This window comes from Chryseobacterium sp. C2(2020), assembly GCF_014218915.1.
Taxonomy (GTDB): domain Bacteria; phylum Bacteroidota; class Bacteroidia; order Flavobacteriales; family Weeksellaceae; genus Chryseobacterium; species Chryseobacterium mucoviscidosis.
The window spans coordinates 64,892-81,796 of sequence record NZ_JACLCT010000001.1; the positions used below are offsets into that span (position 1 = coordinate 64,892).

22 protein-coding genes and 1 pseudogene are annotated in these 16,905 nt (G+C 35.8%); 3 read left to right on the forward strand and 20 right to left on the reverse strand.

The window, feature by feature from the left end; translation table 11 throughout:
• Positions 1-57: 57 nt before the first annotated feature.
• The 14 genes from H6W52_RS00270 to tpx all read right to left on the reverse strand — a co-directional run bounded on the left by H6W52_RS00270 (position 58) and on the right by tpx (position 9,332).
• Positions 58-399, reverse strand: a complete 342-nt coding sequence (locus tag H6W52_RS00270) for a hypothetical protein (protein ID WP_116098833.1) — start codon at positions 397-399, stop codon at positions 58-60.
• 13 nt (positions 400-412) lie between these two features.
• On the reverse strand, positions 413-967 hold the full coding sequence (locus H6W52_RS00275) for an RNA polymerase sigma factor (RefSeq protein WP_228408211.1): 555 nt from the start codon (positions 965-967) through the stop codon (positions 413-415).
• A 274-nt stretch (positions 968-1,241) separates the two neighbouring features.
• Positions 1,242-1,700 (reverse strand): hypothetical protein, encoded by a 459-nt coding sequence (locus H6W52_RS00280; protein WP_116098834.1) that lies wholly within the window; start codon positions 1,698-1,700, stop codon positions 1,242-1,244.
• Between the two features lie 102 nt (positions 1,701-1,802).
• On the reverse strand, positions 1,803-2,249 hold the full coding sequence (locus H6W52_RS00285) for an SRPBCC family protein (RefSeq protein ID WP_116098835.1): 447 nt from the start codon (positions 2,247-2,249) through the stop codon (positions 1,803-1,805).
• Between the two features lie 18 nt (positions 2,250-2,267).
• Entirely contained in the window at positions 2,268-2,696 is a 429-nt protein-coding gene (locus H6W52_RS00290; protein ID WP_116098836.1) for an SRPBCC domain-containing protein, read from the reverse strand.
• Between the two features lie 39 nt (positions 2,697-2,735).
• The gene (locus H6W52_RS00295; RefSeq protein ID WP_116098837.1) at positions 2,736-3,569 is read right to left on the reverse strand and encodes an SDR family oxidoreductase; all 834 of its coding nucleotides are present in this window, start codon (positions 3,567-3,569) and stop codon (positions 2,736-2,738) included.
• A 115-nt stretch (positions 3,570-3,684) separates the two neighbouring features.
• Entirely contained in the window at positions 3,685-4,551 is an 867-nt protein-coding gene (locus tag H6W52_RS00300) for a VOC family protein (RefSeq protein ID WP_116098838.1), read from the reverse strand.
• Between the two features lie 148 nt (positions 4,552-4,699).
• Positions 4,700-4,945: a hypothetical protein gene (locus tag H6W52_RS00305; RefSeq protein WP_228457498.1), complete on the reverse strand. Its 246-nt coding sequence runs from the start codon at positions 4,943-4,945 to the stop codon at positions 4,700-4,702.
• A 41-nt stretch (positions 4,946-4,986) separates the two neighbouring features.
• Positions 4,987-5,400, reverse strand: a complete 414-nt coding sequence (locus H6W52_RS00310) for an SRPBCC family protein (RefSeq protein ID WP_116098840.1) — start codon at positions 5,398-5,400, stop codon at positions 4,987-4,989.
• 75 nt (positions 5,401-5,475) lie between these two features.
• Positions 5,476-5,907 carry a VOC family protein gene (locus tag H6W52_RS00315; protein WP_116098841.1) on the reverse strand — a complete coding sequence of 144 codons (432 nt, stop codon included), beginning with the start codon at positions 5,905-5,907 and terminating at the stop codon, positions 5,476-5,478.
• Positions 5,908-6,264: 357 nt separating this feature from the next.
• On the reverse strand, positions 6,265-6,672 hold the full coding sequence (locus H6W52_RS00320; RefSeq protein WP_116098842.1) for a VOC family protein: 408 nt from the start codon (positions 6,670-6,672) through the stop codon (positions 6,265-6,267).
• 76 nt (positions 6,673-6,748) lie between these two features.
• On the reverse strand, positions 6,749-7,339 hold the full coding sequence (locus H6W52_RS00325; RefSeq protein ID WP_116098843.1) for a Crp/Fnr family transcriptional regulator: 591 nt from the start codon (positions 7,337-7,339) through the stop codon (positions 6,749-6,751).
• 163 nt (positions 7,340-7,502) lie between these two features.
• Complete coding sequence (locus tag H6W52_RS00330; protein WP_116098844.1) at positions 7,503-8,714, reverse strand: DUF763 domain-containing protein; 1,212 nt, start codon at positions 8,712-8,714, stop codon at positions 7,503-7,505.
• A 120-nt stretch (positions 8,715-8,834) separates the two neighbouring features.
• Positions 8,835-9,332 carry a thiol peroxidase gene (gene tpx, locus H6W52_RS00335; protein ID WP_087710793.1) on the reverse strand — a complete coding sequence of 166 codons (498 nt, stop codon included), beginning with the start codon at positions 9,330-9,332 and terminating at the stop codon, positions 8,835-8,837.
• Between the two features lie 162 nt (positions 9,333-9,494).
• Here tpx and H6W52_RS00340 point away from each other — a divergent pair, with 162 nt between their 5' ends.
• Both H6W52_RS00340 and H6W52_RS00345 read left to right on the forward strand, forming a co-directional pair.
• Positions 9,495-9,947 (forward strand): T9SS type A sorting domain-containing protein, encoded by a 453-nt coding sequence (locus tag H6W52_RS00340; protein ID WP_185216368.1) that lies wholly within the window; start codon positions 9,495-9,497, stop codon positions 9,945-9,947.
• A gap of 15 nt (positions 9,948-9,962) precedes the next feature.
• On the forward strand, positions 9,963-11,060 hold the full coding sequence (locus H6W52_RS00345) for a hypothetical protein (RefSeq protein ID WP_185216370.1): 1,098 nt from the start codon (positions 9,963-9,965) through the stop codon (positions 11,058-11,060).
• A 379-nt stretch (positions 11,061-11,439) separates the two neighbouring features.
• Here the strand turns inward: H6W52_RS00345 and H6W52_RS00350 are convergent, their stop codons facing one another.
• The 5 genes and pseudogenes from H6W52_RS00350 to H6W52_RS21140 all read right to left on the reverse strand — a co-directional run bounded on the left by H6W52_RS00350 (position 11,440) and on the right by H6W52_RS21140 (position 15,203).
• Positions 11,440-12,630: an MFS transporter gene (locus H6W52_RS00350; protein WP_108408941.1), complete on the reverse strand. Its 1,191-nt coding sequence runs from the start codon at positions 12,628-12,630 to the stop codon at positions 11,440-11,442.
• Between the two features lie 75 nt (positions 12,631-12,705).
• Positions 12,706-13,700: pseudogene (locus H6W52_RS00355) on the reverse strand (aldo/keto reductase).
• Positions 13,701-13,788: 88 nt separating this feature from the next.
• A complete protein-coding gene (locus H6W52_RS00360; protein ID WP_116098087.1) occupies positions 13,789-14,682 on the reverse strand; it encodes a helix-turn-helix domain-containing protein in 894 nt (297 codons plus the stop codon).
• Positions 14,683-14,801: 119 nt separating this feature from the next.
• Positions 14,802-14,972, reverse strand: coding sequence for a hypothetical protein (locus tag H6W52_RS21135; RefSeq protein ID WP_194304364.1), 171 nt, complete (start codon positions 14,970-14,972; stop codon positions 14,802-14,804).
• Positions 14,973-14,996: 24 nt separating this feature from the next.
• Positions 14,997-15,203: a hypothetical protein gene (locus H6W52_RS21140; protein WP_194304365.1), complete on the reverse strand. Its 207-nt coding sequence runs from the start codon at positions 15,201-15,203 to the stop codon at positions 14,997-14,999.
• Between the two features lie 268 nt (positions 15,204-15,471).
• Between H6W52_RS21140 and H6W52_RS00370 the strand changes: the two genes are divergently transcribed.
• A complete protein-coding gene (locus H6W52_RS00370; protein ID WP_087710810.1) occupies positions 15,472-15,759 on the forward strand; it encodes a GNAT family N-acetyltransferase in 288 nt (95 codons plus the stop codon).
• A gap of 1 nt (position 15,760) precedes the next feature.
• Here the strand turns inward: H6W52_RS00370 and H6W52_RS00375 are convergent, their stop codons facing one another.
• Complete coding sequence (locus H6W52_RS00375; RefSeq protein WP_116098089.1) at positions 15,761-16,858, reverse strand: MBL fold metallo-hydrolase; 1,098 nt, start codon at positions 16,856-16,858, stop codon at positions 15,761-15,763.
• Positions 16,859-16,905 lie beyond the last annotated feature (47 nt).

Here is a 16,905-nt window from a genome sequence, read left to right on the forward strand (position 1 = left end):
TGTTTTTTATATAGACGAATAGATTTCCATTTTACTTTACTACTTCTAAAATTTTTACTATTCGTTGGTTCTGTTGTGCCTGTTGAAAAACCCTGCTGAACAACGGTCTCTCCAGACTTCTTTGAATTTTTCTCTTTCTTCGGGTGTAAGATGCATCATTTTTTCTCTCATTTTCTTTTCTTTAAAATCTCTCATCCCTTTTCCGAAATGGAAACCTCCGAAAAGAATTTTACTAAGAATAAGAATTCCCATTGCCTGCCAGAAAGTAATAGATTTTACGCCCAAAATTTCAGGGAGAAGGCAATTCCAGAGCGCCATCACGATCCATGTAACGCCTAAAAAAATCAATGGCGGACAAAGAATCAGAAAAATCCAGCCTTTTTTATGTTTATGATTCATATCTTTTTATTTACTAACTGTTTAAATCTTCGTATAATTTTTTCAATCGGTTTCTTAAATGTTTTACGGCGTAATTTTTACGGCTGATAATCGTTTTAATGTTTTCGCCATGCTCATCCGCAATTTCCTGAAGGGTTTTGTCATTGAGTTCGTTTTCCACGTAGACCAGTCTTTGCTTTTCCGGCAGTTCATCCAGAGCTTCGAAAAGTTTTTTCCAGATCTCATCCTGAAACATTTTAATTTCGGGACCTGCGCTTTCATCCATGAGCAGAATATCTTTAATGGAAAAATCGCCGTCTTCATCTTCGTACACGAAATCTTCAAGATTCTCGGTTTTCTTCTTGCGGTATTTGTCCGTGATTTTATTTGCCGTTACTCTGTACAGCCAACCGCCAACATTCACAATCTCAGAAAGATTGGTAAGACTACTGAACTGATACCACACTTCCTGCAGAATATCTTCCGCATCCTCCGTATTTTTCACTTTCGGACGAATGTACGACATCAGCTTTCCTCCGTACTTTGAAACGGTCTGTGAGATAATATTTTCCTTCTCCTTCTGTGGCATTGTTATTTTTTCGACAATCTCCATATTGCTATGACGATTGAAAATTTTGTTTTACTTTAATAAATTTAAAATAATTTTTAAGAAATTAAGATTTTGTTTTATTCATCCGTATTTTGAAATACGAATAACACCAATATTTTTTTCGTTTGTAACACAAATCCTTTTATTATGTTTAATTTTTAATGATGAAATTTTTGAAAGATCTATATCCCATTTATATTTAAACAAAAAAACGGAAAGCTAAACCTTCCGTTTCTATTTTAAATGATATGTTTTAATTCAGATAAATTCCGAAGTACCAAGTCCAGAGAATTAAAATAATCTGCATCGGAATTCTTTCTTTATACAGATAAGTCATTCCAGGACCTGTGAAATCCGCTTTAAAAATATTGATCTTTTTTCGGGATGAATTGATATTGGCAATGAATACCAAAACGTAAAAAACTATCAATAAAATGGCAGTCAGTTCACGAATGGAAGGAATCATCAATCCGATTCCGGCTGCAACTTCAATAATACCTGTAAAATAAACCCAAAATAGTTTTGCCGGGATAAAATCAGGAATCATCATTGCCATTCCTTTCTGGAACTTAAAATGAGAAAATCCTGTAAATATGATGAAAACAGCCATTCCCAAATTTCCTGAAAACAGAAAATTCCAGTCGCCCTGAAAAATTTTGGTTGCTACTAAAGACAAAACGAATGTTGTAAAAAGAATGGTGAGTAATTTCATAAGATGTCTTTTTGTTTTCAGTAGATAATTTAGACTATGATTAATCGTAATTTTATAGCCAGTAAATATAACTTAAAATAATTAGACAATCATCGAAAATAATTATTTTTCAGCAAGTTCTTTTACAATTTGCAGCCCTTTTGTAAAGCCTGTATTCATATGCTCTTCCCAATCTTTTTCAGTCTGTACTTCGGCATGAAGTTTTGTTTTGCCATCAAAATCAATTAAAAAATATTTTTCAAAGCAGCCACTCCACTGTTTCACTTCCATGCTTTCTGTATCTTCGTTACCTGCTTCATCTCGCATTCCCAAATGTTTAAAAACAATCTGATCCGGCTTTTCCAGACTGTCTATTGTAGAAACCATTCCTGCTCCTTCTGCATTTGTAAAATAGGTTTTCCCGTTTACTTTCCAGTCAGATTTCATGAAAGATGAAGAGTTGGGATTAAAAAATTTTGTCCACTCACTGTATGTATTTTCATTCCACAAAACATCCCAGACTTTTTCTTTGGGAGCGTTGATGATGATTTCGTAAGATAAAGTTTCCATATTGTTTTTATTAAATGTTTAGAGTTGGTTTTCGGATAAATGCTTCACATTGGAAAGGGCATCCGGAAATTTTTCTTCGAAAAAACTTTTAAACTGTTCTAAAGTCTGAATTTCCACTTTCAGATGAGTTGTATTTTCATCTTCAGTCAAAATATATCTTTCCGTGGCTTCACCCCAATTCTGCGGCGCTTCTACTCCATTGTAAATCTCACCGAGATGGAGAAATTTAATTTCCTGATTGGGAATTAATGCAACAATTTTACTGAACATCCCGTTGTTTTGGGGATCCAGAAATTTAATGATCTCATTTTCTTTTAAATTTCCCTGATAAAAAGAGCCTTCCGTAAATGCAGAAGTCCATTGCCTGAAAGAAAAATCGTCCCAGAGTACACTCCACACTTTTTCCGCTTCCGCATTGATCTGAATATCAAAATGTAATTTTTCCATAAAAAACTGTATAAACTAGCTGTTATTTTAATTAAGATTTTATCCTCCTACAAAGTCTCCGCCATTAATATGAATGATTTCTCCCGTTATAAAACTGGAATCTTCCGAAGCCAGAAAAACATAAGCGGGAGCAACTTCCGATGGCTGCCCTGCTCTTTTTAACGGATTGTCTTTTCCAAAAATTGACAGATCGTCGAAAGTTTCCTTTACAAGAGGAGTCCAGATTGGACCCGGAGCAATGCCGTTTACCAAAATTCCTTTTTCAGCAATATTTACCGCCAGAGAACGGATGAAAGTGGCAATCGCTCCTTTCGTAGCCGAGTAATCAATTAAATGATCGCTTCCGCGGTATGCCGTTACGGATGTAGTACAGATAATCCTGCTTCCTTTTTTCAGCAATGGTAAAAAATCTCTGGTGAAAGCAATCATAGAAACAATATTGGTATCAAAGGTTTTCCGGATCTGATCGTCTGAAATCTTTTCAATATCATTTTTAGGGAACTGAATTCCCGCATTGTTTACAAGAATATCCAATGTTTTCCAGTCTTTTTTGATCTTCTCTAGACATTTTGTTCTGAAAGCTTTTTTTGAAACATCCCCTTTCAGCAAAATACATTTTCGACCTTCTTTTTCTACGAGTTTTTGTGTTTCTTTCGCATCCTTATCACTTTCTTTATAAATAACTGCAACATCGGCTCCTTCTCTCGCAAAATGAACCGCAACTGCCTGTCCTATCCCACTGTCTCCTCCGGAAATTATCGCTTTTTTATTTTGAAGTTTTTTGCTTCCCAAATAGCTTTTCCGTATAATTTCGGGATAAAGTCCGTCTTTAGGAACTTTAGATTTTGAGTCTGACTTGTTCTGTGTCTTCATAAGCAAATCTTTTATGAATACTCATCAAACAGCAAGCCGAAAAGAAAAAGCCTGAAGCAGGAAGTTCTGAACGGTTAAAATTATTTCAGTCCTTATTTTCCTCCTTTCGGTCAAATTAAGAATGATAAGCGTCTTCGAGATCCTGAATGACAATTTTCTGCATTCCCATCATTGCCTGAAACACTTTCTGCCCTTTTAACGGATCTGATCCGTTCATCAGCTCAAGTAACTTTTTGGGAACAATCTGCCAACTGAAGCCAAACTTATCTTTTAGCCAGCCACACATACTTTCCCTTCCTCCATCTGCCGTTAAAGCATTCCAGTAATGATCGGTTTGTTCCTGATCATCCGTCATTACAACCATTGAAATTCCTTCATTGAAATCGAACTGATGATCGTAAGAATTGTCCATACAGAAGAAACTGTAGCCATCAATTTCAAAATGGGCATGCTGAATATTTTCAGCAGGTTCGGGAGTCGGATGTCCTTCACTTCCATCACCGTATCTTAAAATATTTCCGATTTTAGAATTCGGGAAAACTTTAGTGTACAATTCCATCGCTTCCATTGCTTTTCCTTTATTTTCGTGGATAAACATCAAAGTAGGAATAATCTTTTGGTCGCTTTGTTTTTCTCCTAAAAATATTTGCCAGGTTACGTCATATTTATCTTTCAGCCAGCCATATTTTTTGCTCCAGGAATAAGAATCCAAAGGCATTAAAGCGATTCCGCCTTCCAATAACTGATCCCAGTATCGTTGTACCTCATCTTCCGTTTCGCAAATGACCATAAAAGAAACCGAAGCATTTTTCCTGAAATGCGGACCACCGTTCAGAAGCATCATTTTCTGACCAAAAAGTTCGATGTTCATTACCATCGGAGTATCTGTGGTAATTTTTCCGTCAAATATTTTGCAGTAAAAATCTGCGGATTCTTTTGCGTCTCCGTCATACCAGAGACACGGGAAAATATTGTTGTTCATAATTTTAAATTTTATTTTTTTGCTTTAAACACTAATAGCCACAATTTTTTTTCACGAATAATCATCCATAGTTCAACAGAATCTGTACTATCGATGAAGCATTTAATCAAAATTTAGAGTGAAAATTTTGTAGATCCCGGTATAATTTCTATTCAGTATCAATTTTAAAAGAAACGTGGTTTTCTTTCATATAAGCTTTCAGTTTCTGCATTGCATTTTTTCCGAAACCGTGAAGCTGCATGATTTCCTTTTCAGAATAATCTGAAAGTTTTTCAAGAGAATCAATCTTTTCCTTTGCCAATGCTCTTTGCGCAGGAGCGGCAAGAATTCCCTGTAAAAAAGTTCCGCTCACAACATGACTCACCGCGCAAATGGAACTTAAACATTTTGCCATTATCACTAAATTGATCATGATTCTGAAAATTAAAATTGTTCTTAATTGTTTTCTACATACTTATGAAAATTGTTCAGAATTGCGTACCATCCTTCTCGCTGCATTTCGACAGGATTCTGTGTTTCCGGATCGAAAATAATCTGTACGCTGGTTGTATTTTCGTCCATTTTATCAAAAGTTACTTCTGCGTTTCTTCCGTCTTCAATATGATATCTGATCTTCTCATACGGAATCACTTCATCATAAGTTCCCACAAAATCGAATCCGAAGCTTTTATCTTTGGCTTCCATTCTGTTTTTAAACTGCCCTCCGACTCTGAGATCGTTTTCCGAACTCGGGCATTCCCAAGATTCGTGGGCAAAATTCCATTTGGTAATATGTTCAGGTTCGTTGTAATAGTCCCAAACTTTCTGAACAGGCGCCAGAATTGTAATATCGATGTGAATTGGTTCCATATTATTATTTTTAAAGGTGTAAAAGGCAACCAAAGTTCAGTTGCCCTTTCAATATAATTCAGTTTAAAGATAAGTCTATTTTACGTATTCTTCATTATAATTGATCATCCAGTGTACACCATATTTGTCCTGAAAGCTTCCGAAATAGTCTCCCCAGAATTGGTCTTCAATCGGCATTTCTACATTTCCGGCCTCAGAAAGCCCTTTAAAAAGTCGGTCGGCCTCATCTCTGGAATCCGGAAAAACAGAAACATAATTATTATTTCCCACATTCAGTTGTTGTCCGAAACTTGGAACGATGTCTGAAGCCATGAGCAAATCTCCGCCAACAGGAAGTGCAATATGCATCACTCTGTTTTTCTCTTCTTCCGATAAATGTTCAGTTCCGGGAGCATTGCCCATTCTGTAAATTTCACCAACGAATTCTCCGCCGAAAACAGATTTATAAAAATTGAAAGCTTCTTCCGCTTTCCCATCAAAATTTAAGTAAGGATTTAATTTAGCCATAATTTTTTTATTTTTTTTAGATTTAAACACAAATAGCTCTAATATTTTTCACGAATAACACTAATAATATTTGTGGAATTTGTGTAGCCCATTTTTGTGATTAGTTTTTTTAAACACAGATAGCACTAATTTTTTCACGAATACCACTAATATTATTTTTGAAATTTGTGTGATTAGTATTTTAATCAGCAAAGATTGAACAGATCGTTTGTCATTCTGACGAAGGAAGAATCTATCTTATTGATTTTTTAAACTCATACGATTCAAGAAAATTTCTTTTAAAAATGACAAAGAAATATCCGCACAAATTTTATTTTACCAAAATTTATGTTAGAATTAATGGTATTGATTTAAATTTTACTCTTTAGGCATTTGGGACGGATCTGCAAACATTACATTCCAGCCATGTCCGTTGATATCCCAAAAGGAATTGTGATACATCCATCCGTAATCCTGCGGTTCTTCATGCTGTGTTGCACCATTCGCCACAGCGGTACTTACCATCTGATCTACCTGTTCGCGGGTATCTAAACTGATGGCGACCAAAACCTGCGTTGTATCTCCTTTCGGAATCGGCCTTTCTGAAAAAGTCTGAAAAAACTCTTCCGTTAAAAACATCACATAGGTATTTTCGTTCATAACAACACAAACGGATTTGTCGTTTGACATTTCATCATTAGTTGGGAAGCCTAATTTTGTCCAGAATTCTTTGGTTTTCTGTACATCTTTCACCGGAAGATTCACGTAAATCTGATTGATTTTCATTTTGTTGTTTTTTCTGTTAAACTTATACTCAAAGTTATCAAGTTAAAATAAAAATCAACTTGCCATAAGACAAGATTTAAATTTTCTTCGGATGGGAAACCAGCTCTTTACGGATTCTGCTTAAGGAAGTATCTGTAATTCCCAGAAATGAGGCAATCTGCTTTAAGGGAGCAAACTGTACTACATGCGGCTTCTGCTCTAAAAGATTGAGATAACGTTTGGTTGCGGAAAGGGTAAACATCTCTACAGAACGCTGTTTACCAATAAAAAGCTGCTGAGACATCCATGCTCTCCCCCATTCTCTGAGATTCGGAATTTTATGAAACAGTTCCTGAAAAGTTTCAAAATCAAACTTCCAGCATTCGCAGTCTGTAATGCAGACAATATTTTCCTGAGTGGGAATTCTCTGAAACAGTGAAGAAACTTCAATGATGATTTCATTTTCGACAAAAAAATTAATCGTTACATCATTTCCGTTAAAATCGTTGACAAATGAGCGGGCAAGACCTTTCTCCAGAATATAATATTCGTTGGCGGTTTTTCCTTCTTTCAGTATAAAATCTCCTTTATGAAAAGAAACTTTTTCATGTGCCTGAAATATTTCCTCAAGCTCATCATCGAGAAAAAAAGGAAAATCGTAGCAGATTTCTAAGGCTTTATTGCTCATCAAGTGAATGTTTTCAAAGCTTTAAAAATAAAATTTTTATTGGAAATGATGAAGTAAATCTCTAAGAAAATAACATTTTGTGGGATGATCTACTAAATCAAACACTGAATTTCAATGTTTTCATTTAACTCAGAATAAAAAACGTAAAGATTACTAAAAGATTTTAAAACAACGAAAGCTGAATAGGTTTTGGATTCGAAGGTTTTTGAGCATCACCGAAAACAGTTTTCCCTCCGAAACGCCATGAATTCTGTCTTTCGTCTTCAATTACTTCCTGAATATCAAAATCGGGAGTAAAATCCTTTTCAGTTGATTCAATAATCTGGTGTAGTTTGTTTAAGGTTTTTAACTTGTCGGAATTTCCCAGTTTGGATTTTTCGATTCCTGATTTTAAAATCTGCAAACTTTCATCATACACTTTGGTAGGAACCGGAAACGGATGACCGTCTTTTCCGCCATGAGCAAACGAAAATCTCGCAGGATCTTTGAATCTTGACGGCGCACCGTGAATCACTTCGCTTACCAAAGCCAAAGACTGCATGGTTCGCGGACCGACACCTTCGAGCATGAGTAAATCTTCGAAATTTTGCGGCTGCTGTTCTCTTGTTACGTATAAAAGTGCTCCAAGCCGTTTCAAATCTACATCAGAAGCCTGAACATCGTGATGATTGGGAAGAATTAATCTTGAAAAATCGCTCATGATTTCTGCAGAATCGGTATGGGAAATTTCCAGAATTCCTTTTCTGTTTCCGGAAGCTTCCGCATCTGTAAGATTTAAAATAGTTCCTCTTGAAATTCCATTGATTCCGGTGTGAGGTTCTTCCACAAAGGATTTAATATTTTCTGAATGCCAATGATAGCGTCTTGCTGTTCCGTCCGATTCATGCATTCCCTGCTGAACAACACTCCAGTTTCCGTTATCCGACAGAATAAAATTATGCAGATAGAGTTGATATCCATCCTGAATTGCGGTGTTATCTACTTTCGCCGAAAGTTTGCTGGCTTTTACAAGATCATTTCCGTTTAAACCCGTTTTATCGGCAATCTGAAGGAGTTCTGAAGGTGTTTCGCGGGAAAATTTTCCTTTTCCGCCACAAATATACAATCCCAACGACTGAGAATTCGGATTGATGGAACGCTTCAAAGCGCCCATTACGGAAGTTGTAATTCCTGAAGAATGCCAGTCCATTCCCATCACCGCGCCAAAACTCTGAAACCAGAAAGGATCTGCCAGTCGGCGGAGAACTTCGTCTTTTCCATACTCCATGAGAATTACCTCAACAATAGAAAGCCCGAGAATCGACATCCGTTCATATAACCAAGGCGGTACTTTGCCATAGTGAAGGGGTAAATCTGCGGTTCCGGAACGTTTCATTGTGTAAAGGTAAGCGGAAAGTTTTTAATTTTTAATGATTGTGATCAGTAATTTTATGGAAAATAGGAAAGAAAAAAGTCCTGCAGACTGTGCAGGACTCCTATTTTTTATGGATCGATTTTATTTCAACGCAGCCAAAGCAGCCTGATAATCCGGTTCATCTGCAATTTCTGAAACCTGTTCTGTATAAACCACTTTATTGTTTTCATCCGCTACAATGACAGCACGGCTCAAAAGACCTTTCATTGGGGAATCTGTAATGGTTACTTCGTAATCGTCTCCAAAACTGCTTCTGAAATCGGAAAGGGTTTCTACATTGTTCAGACCTTCCGCAGCACAGAATCTTCCCAAAGCAAAAGGCAAATCTTTAGATACGTTGATCACAACAGTATTATCTAAAGCTGAAGCTTCTTCATTGAATTTTCTTGCGGATGATGCGCAAGTCGGAGTATCAATACTCGGGAAAATGTTGAACACTTTTTTCTTTCCTTCAAAAGTTTCCAGAGTTTTCACATTCAGTCCTGCATCTAAAAGAGCAAAATCTTTGATTGTACTTCCTACTGACGGAAGATTTCCTATTGTATTTACCGGGTTTCCTTTTAATGTAATACTTGACATAATTTATTTTTTTATTGTTTTTCAAATTTAACTAAAAAAGAAAAATTATCTATCCAAATAATGATTAAAAATACTTAAACAAAAAATAAAATGACATAAATCTTAAAATCATCTTTATAACCAAAAATTTATTTATATTCGAAGTCCTTAAAATTATTGACCATGAGAAAAAAAATTACTCTATTCTTATTCGGAGTTCCTTTTTTTGGTTTTGCCCAGTCTGTGATCGGGAATATGAACTCGGGAGCGGTTTCTGCGGATAACTTTACGCATTCGGTGGGAGAAATCTACGTGATTCCGACAGATCCGGACAAAGCAAATTCCGGAACTATGGGAATGTTTTACCAGTCTGTTTTGCAGGTTTTAGGAGTTTCAGAACTTGAAAAAGACCATGTGAAAATTTATCCCAACCCTACTGCTGATTTCATTTACGTTAAACTGAATTCAAAATCAAAAATTGAAGGTGCTGAAATCTATGATCTTTCCGGAAAGCTTGTTTTCAAAACTAAATTAGATTCTGAGCAACTGGATCTCAGATCGCTTCAACAGGGAGTTTATATGATCGTTTTCAAAAACTCCGACATCAAGCCTATTAAAATTATTAAAAAACCTTAAAAAAACTATTTGAACATGAAAAAGCTTTACGCAACTATAGGATTATTTTTAGCAAGTTTAGTAAGCGCACAGGTTCCGCAGGCTTTCAGCTATCAGACGATTGCTTTCAATGCAGCAGGAGCTCCGATTGCTAACGGAAACGTTTCTTTGAGAATCAGCATTCTGGATAATGCAGCCAACGGAACGGTTTTATATACAGAAACTCAAAACAAAACTACCAACGCCAAAGGTCTGGTAAACCTGAACATAGGACAGGGAACGGCTACGACAGGAAATTTCGGAGCAATCAACTGGGGAACCAACGCCAAATTTGTAAAAGTGGAAATGGATCCTGCAGGAGGCTCTAACTATACGAATGTCGGGGTAAATCAGTTGATGAGTGTGCCTTATGCACAGGTGAGTAAAACAGTTGTAACAGGAGCAGGACAGGGAATTACGCTAACTTCTCCTAATGGAACAACTTATATTTTGGGAGTTGATAACTCCGGTAATTTAAATTTACCTGTTGCGTCTGGATCATCAAATACTACATTTCCTGCAAATCTTTATATGTTCGGAACTTATAATAATTTTAACGCCTCTTCTGCTGAATTACTTAGAAATAGTTCTTCTAATCAGAAAACAGGATACAAATATTTTCCAGCAAATACACAAATTAAATTCATAGCTGGACAAAATTCTTCTGCGCAGGTTTATGGATCAGATAATCAAAATAATTTAATAGCGAATGGAAGCAGTTTTAATATCACCTCTAATGGATTTTATAGAATAGGTCTTTCTAATTATGGAATGTATTCTATCGTCTCAACAGAGAATATAAATCCTTCAACGAGTAATCTCAGTTCGTCTATAATTGTATCTAACACTACTTACAATGTAGCAACAAATAAATTTACCATAACATTTTCCGGAGTTACTTCATCAAATTTCTCAGGATTTGTAATTACTTTAAATAATGGTGAACAATTAGGCGATAATCTTAGTGATGGAAGTTTTGATGTAAATGGAAGCAGTATAACAATTCCAAATTTAACGTTAACACCTAAAAATTTCAAAATGGAATTCAGTATCAATTTCGATGCAACAGGAACATACACAATCACACAAATATAAGCAAGAAATTATCTATTCATAATTTAACAGAAGCTCCTTTCATAAAGGGGTTTTTTCTATTTAAAAATTACTTTAAAATATGAAAGGTAAAAACAAATCCTCCCGAAAATGAGAGGATTTATTATGAAAACTATGTCGTAGAAAATTTAAATAAAAAGTCTGTTTAAACTTTTATTTAACCGCAAAAGTCACAAAAGATCTACTATTTTTTTATTTAAAGCTGATCATTATAAATGAAAAAGCTCACAATAGTTTTTAAAAATCTTTGATTTTTATTCTTTTGAGCGCTTTGATTACTCTGGAAATTCGTTTTAAATTATCTTTTGTCCCTTTTGCGGTTAATTCTGAAATTAGTTTAAACAAGTTTAAATATAAACTTTTAAGCATGAGCTTTTCTGAATTTAATCATGCTTAAAATAAACAGTCCTAAAAGTCCCAGAATAAAATAGCCTTCCGCAACCTGAAGCTGAATCTGAGGTTTTATGAATGCGGCAATTCCATAGCTTAATGCTGAAGTAATAATGAAGGCTACTCCACCCGTTAAACCACCTGCAATTCCGGCAGAATTGGGAAATCTTCCGATACAGTAGGAAAAATAATTGTTGAAAATAAATCCTGCTGTTACGTGAATTAAAAAAGCAAAAGCAACCAGACTGTAAATATTATTGGAGAAATACGAAGCTGCAAACATAACAGCAATCAGAAGCAGTTGAATAAAGTTAGCGTTTCTTATTTTCGGTAAAAAAGCTTTGTTAATTAATGCTTTTCCTAAAAATCCTCCGGTCATCCATGCAAAACCCAGAATGAGAGAAACATATCCTGCCACAACTTCGGAATAGCCCATTTTATGCTCAATAATAAAGGAACCACAAAGGTTAAAAAACATAATCATCGAGTAGCTCAAACCGCACATAATCATTCCGTAGAAAAAATCTTTAGCTTTAAACATGGAATTATATTCTTTAATCAGAAATTCCAAATGAAATGGATTTCTTTTCTTCAGGGTTTCACCGGAAAAAATAAATTCCAGAATCAGCAGCAGTAAACTATATCCTGCCAAAACGTAAAAATTTGACTGCCATCCGAAGTTTTTCTGCAGATATCCTCCGATAAACGGAGCAACAATAGGTCCTACCGACCATACAATGGTCATGATGCTGAGATAATGTTTCCGCTCTTCTCCTTCATAAACATCCACAAAAAAAGCTCTTTTGGCAACGACAGCGAAACCCGACAAAACACCCTGCAAAACACGCATTGCATAGATCACAAAAATGTTCTGCGTTGTAGCGGTAATTAAAAAAGAGGCGACAAAAAGTGCCAGAGAAATCATGGAAACTTTATATCTTCCGAAAGAATCTACAATACTTCCGGCGAAAAACTGGGTAAGACCGTAGCTGATTAAAAATATGGATAAAGTAAGCTGGATATTGCTTTCCGTCTGATGCAGTTCCGTTGCCATACTCGGCATAGAAGGCAGATAAATATCCGTTGCCAGTCCGGACATCGGAATAACGGCAAATGCTAAAACCGTAGCAATAAATTTGTTTTTTTCTTTAAGGGTAACCATTGCTGATGTTAAAAATTATCAATTGAAAATCCAGATTTCCGGAAAAAGATCCTGAAAATCTGAATTCATGCAATTTTAATTATTGACTAATTTCATTGATCCTTCGCTGTATCTTTCACCAATGTCGGGATATTTTTTTAATATAGAATCTATAGTTTTCAGGTCGGATTCTGAAAACTCAATTTTGGCTGCTTCAATATTTTCTTCGAGATATTGAATGCGTTTCGTTCCCGGAATCGGAATGATGTCCTCTCCCTGATTCAGAACCCATGCTAAAGCAAGCTGAGTTCCTTTTACGCCTTTTGAAGCCGCAAAATCATTGATCTCCTGAGCTAAATTTCTGTTATTTTCAAGATATTTTTCCTGATAACGCGGTAAAGACTTTCTGAAGTCTCCATCCGTAAAGTTCTGAGCTTCGTTAATATTTGAAAAAAGTCCTCTTGCTAAAGGTGAATAAGGAATTAAAGTGATTCCCAGTTCACGGATTACAGGCAGAATTTCACGCTCGACATCTTTCGTAAGCAGGGAATATTCTGACTGCAGCGCGGTAATCGGATGAATTTTATGTGCTTTTCTGATCGACTCCGCAGAAGCTTCGGATAAACCTAAATATTTTACTTTTCCAGCCTCTACCAAATCTGCCATTGCACCTACCGTTTCTTCCACAGGAATGTTCGGGTCTACTCTGTGCGCATAATACAAATCGATTTCATCAATTTTGAGGCGCTGAAGGCTTAAATCTACTGCCTTTTTAATCCATTCCGGCGAACCGTCAAAATACGTTCCCGAAGCGTCGCTGTGACCGGCTTGTCCGTCTTTAAAACGGAATCCGAATTTGGTTGCGATAAAAATTTTGTCACGGTTCGGAACCAAAACTTTTGAAATTAATTTTTCATTTTCTCCGTTGGCATACATATCGGCTGTATCCCAAAAGTTGATCCCCAGATCTAGCGATTTATGAAGGGTTTTGATGCTTTCCTGTTCATCTGTGGGTCCGTAAGCATTCCCATACATCCCAAACCGATGGCTGATAATTCTTTTCCGGTGTTTCCTAATTTTCTAAATTTCATGATAGCTTGTGATTTTAAATTTACAGTACAAAATTATAACAGCTAAAGAATGATTTCAATATAGAATTCAAACGAAGAATTATAAAATTCAAACAAGCGCAGTTCTTACTGCATTGGGGGTCATTCCGGTTTGTTTTTTAAAATAATTGGTAAAATAGGCAGGTTCTTCAAAGCCTAATCCGTAGGCAATTTCAGAGACATTCCAGTCGGTATGTTTTAATAAGGCATGAGCTTCCTGAATAATTCTTGCCGCAATCTGCTGACTTGTCGTTTTTCCCGTAATTTCCTTTACGGAACGGTTTAATGAATTGACGTGAATGGAAAGACTTTCGGCATAATCTACCGGACTTTTAAGTTTTAAAAATCTTTCGGGACTGTCAATCGGAAATTGTCTTTCCAGCAATTCCATGAATAAGGAAGCTACTCTTTGCGAAGCATTCTGATAAGGTTCAAAATTTTCCGCAGGATGCATTTTCATTGTTTCGTGGATCAGAAGATGAAGGTAAGCACGCAGCATATCATATTTATGAAGATAATCGGACTGAATTTCGTTCATCATTTTAATAAAGATATCGGCAACGGTTTTCTGCTGTTCTTCATTGATAAAGAAGACGGGAGTTCCGCCAATTTTGAAGAGCTGGGAATCCTGAAGATTTCCCAGACGGTTTCCGTCATGCACAAAATGATCTGTAAATAGGCAGAAGAAACCTTTCTGATCATTGTCTTCTGCTTCCCAAGAATAAGGAATTACCGGATTCGAAAAAAGCAAAGCAGGCCTATCCACATAGATCCATTTGTCGGCATAATGCAGTTTTCCTTTCCCTATGATTAACGAAATTTTATAATAATCTCTTCTGCTGTACGGCGTAATGAGTGAGCAGTTTTCGCGTGAAAAAACATTAAAATGTCCAACTCCGGGAGTTTTGATGCACTCCAGACCGACGCGTTGATAAAATCCTTTTACAGTTTCATTAGATTCCATGCTTCAAAATTATAAAATTCAAACATAAATATGATGATGAAATAATCATTATAGATAAAATAAAAACGACTGATCTTTCGACCAGCCATTTAAGATTAAATATAATTGATTAATTGGTTTTAATGATGACCTTTTCCGTGTTTGTACCTGTAAGCTTTGGCTTTTTTATCCATGTGTTTATAGCGTTTGTCATTATTTTTATTTCTATTGTAAACTGCTACAGGATTTTGTCCTTTATAATATCTGTTTTTAAGTTTAGCATATTTATCCCTTCCTAAAATCCTTTCCAACTCTACATAACGGTCATTTCTCCATCAATCAGGATTATTATCATATACTCTGTTCCAGGAATCATAATCTTTGTAACGATTGTTCAGTGCATAAATCTGGTTTGCCTGTGTTGTTGAAAGCACCAGATCTGAAATTACGCTCTGCCAGTTCACATCTGAGATGCTTCTTCTGTAATCGCTATAATAATCTGTCTGTGCGTAGGATAAACCAAAGGTTCCTACCAACATCATTATTATGATTAACTTTTTTATCTTTCATTCAATTTAAATTCTACTGTACAGAAATTTTCAATTTGAATGCCAAAATATTTTTAATCATTTTTAAAGATCATCAAACCATATATAAATCATTGATTTACTAACATTTATAATCTATTCATAAATTTTTCTTAACGGTTTTAAAAATTCTTAAAATTTTAGCAGATTTCAGTTTTAATTTGTAATTTTAAAAGGAGAAAAGTTCTCCAATCTTTTTCAATCACCGAAAAATCTCAATCGTATGGAAAATATAAAATTTGAAGTATCTCCGTATCAGGATGAATTGCAGATACTTATTGACGGAAAAAAGTCGGGCTATATGTCCATTGAGATCGACGGCAGACTTTTAATTGTCTACTACACCAAACTTGAAGAGGAGCATGAAGGAAAAGGCTACGCCAAAATGCTTTTGGATGAACTTGTTCGCTATGCCGAAGAAAAAGATCTTCTGGTAGATCCTGAATGTGATTTTGTAAGACAGCAGTTTGAAAATCATCCTGCCCGATACAAAGACATTTGGCACGCGTAAATTAATCTTTCCACCAAACTCTGAACTTATTATCTGAAGCATTCAGATCAACAGGTTCGCCGATCATGGGTGTTAAAATATTAAGATTGTTATCTTTTCCGAGCTTCGTTACTTTTTCCAGTGGTTCGTTCCACGCGTGAAGTGCCAATGCGAATTTGGACGAATGCACCGGAATGATGTTTTTTGCTTTTACCTCAATACTTGCCTGAATAACATCTTCCGGCAACGCATGGATGTATTTCCATGCTTCATTATACTGCCCGTTTTCCATAAACGCATAATCGAAAGATCCATATTTTTCACCGATCATTTTGAAATGGGTGTCGTAGCCGCTGTCTCCGCCTAAAAACAGTTTCTTTGTTGGAGTTTCCAGAACATAGGAAGTCCAGAGTGTGACATTTCGTTTTACTTTTCTTCCTGAAAAATGTCTTGCAGGGGTATAAATTATTTTAAGATCATTCTTTAAAACAACTTCACTTCCCCACTCGTCTTCGATGAGCTGTTCCGGTTCATAACCCCATCTTTCCAGATGTGAACCGACTCCCAATGGTAAAATGACTTTTTTTACTTTATTTTTAATGGCTTTTACCGTAGGATAATCCAGATGGTCGTAATGATCGTGGGTAATCAACAGATAATCAAGCTCCGGAATATCTTCGGGCTTAAAAATATCGGCTCCGGAAAAGGCCTTATTAAAAAACTTAAACGGCGAACCGTAAGAACTTAACACCGGATCAATAAGAAATGAAACGCCATCGGTCTGAATGTAATACGAAGAATGTCCCAGCCACACAAAAATATCTTCATTTTTAGGAAGGTTTTTTAAATCTGTATGAATGGATGGAATATTTTTCAGTGGCTTTAAAAGCGGATTTTTTTTAGCAAAAAAGAAATCGAACACTACTTTCGGCATGGAATATCCTTCTGCAAGAGAAGGTGTTTCGCTGAGGTTCTGAAACTGACCGTCTCTGTAATGAGCGGACTGCTGCATTCTTTTCAATCTTTCTCCTTTTGCTTCCGCGCCAAAGACTTCCTGTCCTGTTATTACAAAATATAATAAAACCACTAAAACTGCGACTGCAATAATTGTATAAACCATTTCTTAAAATAATTGTCAAATGTATGACTTTATAAGCTATGACGATT

Excerpts from the sequence above, each read along its gene's own strand:
- H6W52_RS00360 (WP_116098087.1), bottom strand. The coding sequence starts at position 14,682 with ATGGAATCTAATGAAACTGTAAAAGGATTTTATCAACGCGTCGGTCTG.
- H6W52_RS00330 (WP_116098844.1), bottom strand. The coding sequence starts at position 8,714 with ATGAAACGTTCCGGAACCGCAGATTTACCCCTTCACTATGGCAAAGTA.
- H6W52_RS00315 (WP_116098841.1), bottom strand. The coding sequence starts at position 5,907 with ATGGCTAAATTAAATCCTTACTTAAATTTTGATGGGAAAGCGGAAGAA.
- H6W52_RS00280 (WP_116098834.1), bottom strand. The coding sequence starts at position 1,700 with ATGAAATTACTCACCATTCTTTTTACAACATTCGTTTTGTCTTTAGTA.
- H6W52_RS00270 (WP_116098833.1), bottom strand. The coding sequence starts at position 399 with ATGAATCATAAACATAAAAAAGGCTGGATTTTTCTGATTCTTTGTCCG.
- H6W52_RS21140 (WP_194304365.1), bottom strand. The coding sequence starts at position 15,203 with ATGATGTTGGTAGGAACCTTTGGTTTATCCTACGCACAGACAGATTAT.
- H6W52_RS00320 (WP_116098842.1), bottom strand. The coding sequence starts at position 6,672 with ATGAAAATCAATCAGATTTACGTGAATCTTCCGGTGAAAGATGTACAG.
- H6W52_RS00375 (WP_116098089.1), bottom strand. The coding sequence starts at position 16,858 with ATGGTTTATACAATTATTGCAGTCGCAGTTTTAGTGGTTTTATTATAT.
- H6W52_RS00275 (WP_228408211.1), bottom strand. The coding sequence starts at position 967 with ATGCCACAGAAGGAGAAGGAAAATATTATCTCACAGACCGTTTCAAAG.
- H6W52_RS00370 (WP_087710810.1), top strand. The coding sequence starts at position 15,472 with ATGGAAAATATAAAATTTGAAGTATCTCCGTATCAGGATGAATTGCAG.
- H6W52_RS00345 (WP_185216370.1), top strand. The coding sequence starts at position 9,963 with ATGAAAAAGCTTTACGCAACTATAGGATTATTTTTAGCAAGTTTAGTA.
- H6W52_RS00310 (WP_116098840.1), bottom strand. The coding sequence starts at position 5,400 with ATGGAACCAATTCACATCGATATTACAATTCTGGCGCCTGTTCAGAAA.
- H6W52_RS00305 (WP_228457498.1), bottom strand. The coding sequence starts at position 4,945 with ATGGCAAAATGTTTAAGTTCCATTTGCGCGGTGAGTCATGTTGTGAGC.
- tpx (WP_087710793.1), bottom strand. The coding sequence starts at position 9,332 with ATGTCAAGTATTACATTAAAAGGAAACCCGGTAAATACAATAGGAAAT.
- H6W52_RS00340 (WP_185216368.1), top strand. The coding sequence starts at position 9,495 with ATGAGAAAAAAAATTACTCTATTCTTATTCGGAGTTCCTTTTTTTGGT.
- H6W52_RS00290 (WP_116098836.1), bottom strand. The coding sequence starts at position 2,696 with ATGGAAAAATTACATTTTGATATTCAGATCAATGCGGAAGCGGAAAAA.
- H6W52_RS00295 (WP_116098837.1), bottom strand. The coding sequence starts at position 3,569 with ATGAAGACACAGAACAAGTCAGACTCAAAATCTAAAGTTCCTAAAGAC.
- H6W52_RS00325 (WP_116098843.1), bottom strand. The coding sequence starts at position 7,339 with ATGAGCAATAAAGCCTTAGAAATCTGCTACGATTTTCCTTTTTTTCTC.
- H6W52_RS00350 (WP_108408941.1), bottom strand. The coding sequence starts at position 12,630 with ATGGTTACCCTTAAAGAAAAAAACAAATTTATTGCTACGGTTTTAGCA.
- H6W52_RS00285 (WP_116098835.1), bottom strand. The coding sequence starts at position 2,249 with ATGGAAACTTTATCTTACGAAATCATCATCAACGCTCCCAAAGAAAAA.
- H6W52_RS00300 (WP_116098838.1), bottom strand. The coding sequence starts at position 4,551 with ATGAACAACAATATTTTCCCGTGTCTCTGGTATGACGGAGACGCAAAA.